General features: G+C 43.6%; 8 protein-coding genes and 1 tRNA gene. All 9 read left to right on the top strand.

Translation table 11 applies throughout. From position 1 onward, the window contains the following. Nucleotides 1–443: 443 nt before the first annotated feature. Nucleotides 444–1,352, top strand: a complete 909-nt coding sequence (gene pstC, locus ABF87_RS05875) for a phosphate ABC transporter permease subunit PstC (protein ID WP_164503166.1) — start codon at nucleotides 444–446, stop codon at nucleotides 1,350–1,352. An 87-nt stretch (nucleotides 1,353–1,439) separates the two neighbouring features. Continuing rightward, complete coding sequence (gene pstA, locus ABF87_RS05870; protein WP_160828202.1) at nucleotides 1,440–2,366, top strand: phosphate ABC transporter permease PstA; 927 nt, start codon at nucleotides 1,440–1,442, stop codon at nucleotides 2,364–2,366. Nucleotides 2,367–2,375: 9 nt separating this feature from the next. Continuing rightward, nucleotides 2,376–3,170, top strand: coding sequence for a phosphate ABC transporter ATP-binding protein PstB (gene pstB / locus ABF87_RS05865; RefSeq protein ID WP_240143547.1), 795 nt, complete (start codon nucleotides 2,376–2,378; stop codon nucleotides 3,168–3,170). A 131-nt stretch (nucleotides 3,171–3,301) separates the two neighbouring features. Further along, the gene (gene tpiA / locus ABF87_RS05860) at nucleotides 3,302–4,060 is read left to right on the top strand and encodes a triose-phosphate isomerase (RefSeq protein ID WP_160828200.1); all 759 of its coding nucleotides are present in this window, start codon (nucleotides 3,302–3,304) and stop codon (nucleotides 4,058–4,060) included. A 16-nt stretch (nucleotides 4,061–4,076) separates the two neighbouring features. Beyond that, nucleotides 4,077–4,457 (top strand): preprotein translocase subunit SecG, encoded by a 381-nt coding sequence (gene secG / locus ABF87_RS05855; protein WP_160828199.1) that lies wholly within the window; start codon nucleotides 4,077–4,079, stop codon nucleotides 4,455–4,457. 61 nt (nucleotides 4,458–4,518) lie between these two features. Further along, nucleotides 4,519–4,603, top strand: a tRNA-Leu gene (locus tag ABF87_RS05850). Between the two features lie 55 nt (nucleotides 4,604–4,658). Further along, nucleotides 4,659–5,015, top strand: coding sequence for an NADH-quinone oxidoreductase subunit A (locus tag ABF87_RS05845; RefSeq protein ID WP_160828198.1), 357 nt, complete (start codon nucleotides 4,659–4,661; stop codon nucleotides 5,013–5,015). 4 nt (nucleotides 5,016–5,019) lie between these two features. Continuing rightward, nucleotides 5,020–5,496, top strand: coding sequence for an NADH-quinone oxidoreductase subunit B (locus ABF87_RS05840; RefSeq protein WP_160828197.1), 477 nt, complete (start codon nucleotides 5,020–5,022; stop codon nucleotides 5,494–5,496). 8 nt (nucleotides 5,497–5,504) lie between these two features. Beyond that, nucleotides 5,505–6,128, top strand: coding sequence for an NADH-quinone oxidoreductase subunit C (locus tag ABF87_RS05835; RefSeq protein WP_160828196.1), 624 nt, complete (start codon nucleotides 5,505–5,507; stop codon nucleotides 6,126–6,128). Nucleotides 6,129–6,159: the final 31 nt, after the last annotated feature.

The raw sequence follows: 6,159 nt of genomic DNA, 5'->3' as shown, positions 1-6,159 counted from the left end.
GTGGTGGCGGGGAAGAGGAAGAAGATGAAGAAGATGAAGAAGATGACGAAGAAGGTGGGGAGAGCGAGTCTGCTGCAGCCTCCGAGCCTCAGAGTGATGAAGACGGCGACGAGGATGAGGATGAGGAGTGATTGCCTGATCTTTCGTTAGGAAACAATAAAAGTTAAAACTAAAATTGATAAATAGTACTCACAAGCCCCAAAATGATTTTTGGGGCTTGTGAGAAGAGCATCATGAAGAGTTTGTCTTTCCGTATAAAGCTTCCTAAAAGCGCTGAGTAGCATACATCTGTATAAATATTTGAAATCTTTTCATATCAAGTTGCAATGGATTTCAAATTAATTAAAATTGTATCCGATGTTTAATGCTGAATCGGCGCTTTCATACCATCATGCTCTATTGTTAGAAGGGTCTTAATAGTGGCGGCAGAGTCACCCGATCATATGACTGATCCTGGAAAATTGGGATATAGCATCCGACGGCATTTGCATGAAAGATTCATAGAAGTATTGTTATTCCTGTCAGCAGTACTTTCAGTGGCAATTATGCTGGCCATCATTGTCATGCTAGTGAAAGAGTCAGTGGTTTTTTTTCAGCATGTCTCACTGTGGGATTTTTTGACAGATACTCAATGGACGCCTCTTTTTGATGATGCTCACTATGGAATTCTGCCATTGGTGGCAGGTACGGTAGTGAGTTCATTGATAGCGTTATTGGTTGCTCTGCCATTGGGAACCATCATTGCTATTTATCTATCCGAATTTGCGCCTTTTACCATTCGGGAAATATCGAAACCATTTCTTGAATTGCTGGGAGGTATACCCACGGTGGTTTATGGGTATTTTGCCTTGCTATTTGTAACCCCCATGTTGCAAATAATTTTTCCTGAATTGCCTGGTTTTAATCTGCTCTCAGCGGGATTAGTGATGGGAATCATGATCATTCCTTATGTCAGCTCAATGACGGAAGATGCGATGAGAGCGGTGCCGATGAATTTGCGCGAAGGCTCCTATGCGATGGGTGCAACACGTCTTCAAACAGCTATTCGGGTAGTGATGCCGGCCGCTTTCTCAGGAATTGCCGCTGCGTATATTTTGGGCATATCACGGGCTGTTGGTGAAACGATGGTAGTAGCGATTGCGGCAGGAATGCAACCCAACTTGACATGGAATCCCATGGAGCCGGCAGCCACGATTACGGCTTATATCGTCCAAGTGAGCCTGGGAGATCTACCGCACGGAAGTATCGGCTACCAAACTATTTTTGCCGCAGGGCTCACTTTATTGATTCTGACACTTATCTTCAATATCATTGGGCATCTTCTGCGCAAGCGCTACCGTGAAATTTATTAGAGGATGAATGAGTGTTGGCTATTCAATATTCTCACTTTTTATTAGTTATCTGAGTTTCTAACGGTCTATATTGAATTGGGTAAGGCCATGAAGAATGTAAATAATATAGATGAAATTAGAAAAATCATCGGGCAGCATAAAAGATGGGATTTGATTTTCGTAATTGCCGGCATTTTTGCATTGATGATTGCAGTACTGACGTTCATGGCGTTGTTTGCGCATATGTTGGTCGATGGTATGCCCCGGCTATCCTGGGAATTTTTTACTTCCTTTCCGTCGCGTCGCGCGGAATCGGCTGGAATTCTTTCAGCCTGGGTAGGGACGACGCTTGTGATGCTGGTGACAGCATTAGCGGCAGTTCCGTTGGGAATAGGCTCTGGCATTTATCTCGAAGAATACGCACCGAAAAATCTGATCACTGAGATCATTGAAATTAATGTCACTAATTTGGCAGGTGTCCCATCAATAATTTACGGTTTGCTTGCACTGGGTTTGTTCGTATACCAGTTCGGATTCGGACAAAGTATTTTGGCGGCGGGATTGGCTCTGGCGTTGTTGATTCTTCCTGTTGTCGTGGTTGCTACACGTGAAGCGATCCGATCAATTCCTGTGGCCATCAGGGAAGGAGCGTATGCGCTTGGTGCTACCAAATGGCAAACAGTTTTCGATCATCTGCTACCTTATTCTTCGGCTGGGATTCTTACCGGTGTAATTATTGGTCTGGCTCGAGCGATTGGAGAAACTGCACCGATTATCACGATCGGAGCATTGACATTCATCGCATTCTTGCCGCCTGCCCCTGTTAAAAATGAATTTCCTTACGTGTCATTTGAGTGGCTCACGGCACCGTTTACGGTGATGCCGATTCAAATGTTCAACTGGGTTTCCCGGCCTGAAGAAGCATTTCAATTGAATGCTGCGGCGGCTGGGTTGGTGCTGGTAGTGATGACGCTTGCCATGAATGGATTGGCGATTTATCTACGTTATCGTATGCGGAAAAATATTAAGTGGTAAAAATAAATGATGCAAATTGATCAAGGAGCCGTCTCTGAACAGATTCAATATAAATCTGAGGTAAAAAACCTCAGTTTTTTCTATGGCGGTTTTAATGCGTTAAAAAATATCAATATGGTTTTGCATGATAAGAAGATTACCGCACTAATAGGTCCATCGGGCTGTGGTAAATCGACGTTTTTGCGGTGCTTCAATCGTATGCATGATCTTTATCCGGGTAATCGTTATCAAGGAGAGATCATCCTTCATCCTGATAACGTCAATATTCTGGCGCAAAATGTAGATCCGATCGAAGTGAGGATGCGCATCAGCATGGTGTTTCAGAAACCCAACCCGTTTCCTAAATCAATTTATGAGAATGTAGCCTATGGATTGCGGGTCAGGGGAATCAAGCAGCGAGCAATCCTTGATGAATGTGTTGAATCAGCACTCCGCAATTCTGCGCTATGGGATGAAGTGAAGGATCGACAACATGATCTGGCTTTTAATCTTTCCGGAGGACAGCAACAAAGGCTATGTATAGCACGGGCACTGGCCACCGATCCAGAGATTTTGTTGTTTGATGAACCCACATCGGCACTTGATCCGATTGCAACGGCGAGTATTGAAGAATTAATTACCGATTTGAAGAATAAAGTCACCATTCTGATTGTTACGCATAATATGCAGCAGGCTGCCAGAGTTTCTGACTATACCGCTTATATGTATTTGGGGGAGTTGATTGAGTTTAATGTGACGGATACCATTTTCATCAAACCCAAGAATAAACAAACTGAAGATTATATTACTGGTCGGTTTGGCTGATGATGAGAATCCCATACGGCCATATTTCTCAGTGCATGAAGGCAGTGATTTGAATGGATAGGTATTGATTGACTAGATAAGGAATCAAGGGTAGCATCGCCCATTTTGGGACGTTGAGGTAGGAAGCAAAAATGCGTAAAAAAATGGTTGCAGGTAACTGGAAAATGCACGGAAATTTAGCTGAGAATGAACAGTTACTGAATGCAATTATTCCTAGCCTCAGTGAGCTTCGTGCTAATGTACAATTTGCAGTATGCGTACCTTTCCCCTATTTGTCATCCGTACAAAATTTGCTGCAACATACCAATATAGCATTGGGTGCTCAGAATGTAAGTCAGTTTGACAAAGGTGCCTATACTGGGGAAGTTTCTGTGGCAATGCTGAATGATTTCGGATGTAGTTATGTCATCGTGGGACATTCGGAACGTAGAATGCTATATGGTGAAAGCAACGCTCTCGTTGCCGATAAATACATTGCTGCTCAGCATGGCAAGCTGATACCGATCTTGTGTGTGGGAGAAACACTTGAACAACGAGAAGCGGGTATCACTGAACAAGTCATTCAGGAACAATTAAGAGCGGTCACTGAGAAAGCGGGTGTTGACTCCTTGAGCAAAGCAGTTATAGCCTATGAACCCGTGTGGGCCATCGGTACAGGAAAAACTGCTTCGCCCCAGCAAGCTCAGGACATACACGCGTCTATTAGGCAAGGCATTGCGATTCAAAGTGCGGATGTAGCCGATGAGCTGACCATTCTGTATGGAGGTAGCGTAAAAGCCAATAATGCGTCCGAGTTATTTGCGATGCCAGATATTGATGGAGGCTTGATAGGCGGCGCATCATTGATTGCTGACGAATTTATTGCAATAAGTCGTGCATTGAATAATTAATTTTTGGAGTGGTACGTTGGAGATCTTTGTTTGGGCGGCACATGTTTTATTGGCGGTTGTACTGATCATATTAGTATTATTGCAACATGGAAAAGGCGCGGATATGGGAGCTGCGTTTGGTAGTGGGTCGGCAGGTAGTCTGTTTGGGGCAAGTGGTTCGGCTAATTTTTTGAGTCGTGCGACGAGTATGACTGCTGCATTGTTTTTTGCAACAAGTATGGGATTGACTTATCTGTCTGCAAATCAAACTAAAGATACAGGTATGACCAGTATCATGGATCAGATTGAGGAATCTGCAGTGGCTCCGGTAGGTCAGCAGAAAAAACCAGTCGTCGGCAATGATACTGATGATTCTGATATTTCGAGTAAATCAAAAGCAGATCAAATTCCCGAGTAGTGATCCGAAGAAATAAATGATTTTTCGATTTATTTACGGGTGATAAGCACATAAGCTTGCTGCCGACGTGGTGGAATTGGTAGACACGCCGTCTTGAGGGGGCGGTGGCGAAAGCTGTGCGAGTTCGAGTCTCGCCGTCGGCACCACAATGATTCAGTAGAAATATTAAAAATTTAGAATGCGATAAGTATTTATAAAACTATGCTCGAAAATTATTTTCCAATTCTGTTATTTCTGATAGTGGGCTTTTTGGTTGGTGGGGCCTGTATGTTGGGGGGGTGGTTGTTGGCTCCTAATCGCCCGGATAGTGAAAAACTGTCACCTTACGAGTGCGGTTTTGAAGCGTTCGAAGATGCGCGAATGAAGTTCGATGTACGTTATTATTTGGTTGCGATTCTATTTATACTTTTCGATTTGGAAATCGCATTCCTGTTTCCGTGGGCGATCGTACTCGATGAAATAGGATTGTTCGGATTTGTTGCAATGATGGTGTTCCTGGGCATTTTGGTTGTAGGATTTATTTACGAGTGGATGAAAGGAGCACTGGAGTGGGATTAATGTTATGAGTATTGAAGGTACGCTTGAGAAAGGTTTTATTACGACGAGTCTGGATTCGGTCATTAACTGGGGACGGACCGGATCCATGTGGCCAATGACTTTTGGATTGGCTTGTTGTGCGGTAGAAATGATGGAGACCGGTGCATCGCGGTATGATCTTGACCGTTTCGGTATTGTATTCAGACCCAGTCCTCGGCAATCCGACGTGATGATCGTTGCGGGTACGTTATGCAATAAAATGGCGCCTGCATTACGTAAAGTCTATGATCAGATGGCTGAGCCACGATGGGTGATATCAATGGGATCGTGCGCGAATGGAGGGGGGTATTATCATTATTCATATTCGGTCGTACGAGGTTGTGATCGTATTGTGCCGGTAGATATTTATGTTCCAGGTTGTCCGCCCACAGCAGAAGCTTTGCTGTACGGCATCATCCAATTACAGAATAAGATTAACCGCACCAATACGATTGCGCGATAAAGATCAGCATGTCTACTAGTATTCAAGAGGAAAAGCTGGCAGAAAAGCTTCAGACTGTCCTAGCCGATAAAATCGTGAATTCACAGATTCAATATGGCGAATTAACGATTAGGATTCACGCTCGGGATATTTTAAGTGTGAGCAAATTATTACGGGATGAATCAGAGTTTAGCTTTGATACGCTGATTGATGTATGTGGAATTGATTATTCCACATACGGAGAGAATTTAGCAGCAAAGCATGGCTTGGGAGATAAACGGTTCGGTGTGATTTATCATTTGCTGTCGGTCAGCTTTAACCACAGATTACGTATCCGTGTTTTGGCAGATAATAATGATTATCCGGTCGTCGATTCAGTAACGGAGATATGGCCAGCTGCCAATTGGTTTGAGCGCGAGGCATTTGATTTGTATGGTATCGTTTTTGATGGTCATCCCGATCTGCGTAGATTATTGACAGACTATGGTTTCATAGGAAATCCATTCCGTAAAGATTTTCCGCTGACAGGCTATATCGAAATGCGATATGACGAAAATCAAAAGCGTGTCATTTATCAACCTGTAACCATCGAGCCGCGAGAAATAACTCCGCACGTGATTCGCGAAGAGTACTATGGGGATTTAGAATCCTAATCCTTTGAATTGCTTTTGTATTTTTATACGT

Origin of the sequence: Nitrosomonas sp. JL21 (genome assembly GCF_009833095.1) — a bacterium.
In the GTDB taxonomy this organism is placed as follows: Bacteria; Pseudomonadota; Gammaproteobacteria; order Burkholderiales; family Nitrosomonadaceae; genus Nitrosomonas.
The sequence above is the reverse complement of the archived record's forward strand: the minus strand, read 5'-3'. Positions and strand labels throughout refer to the sequence as shown.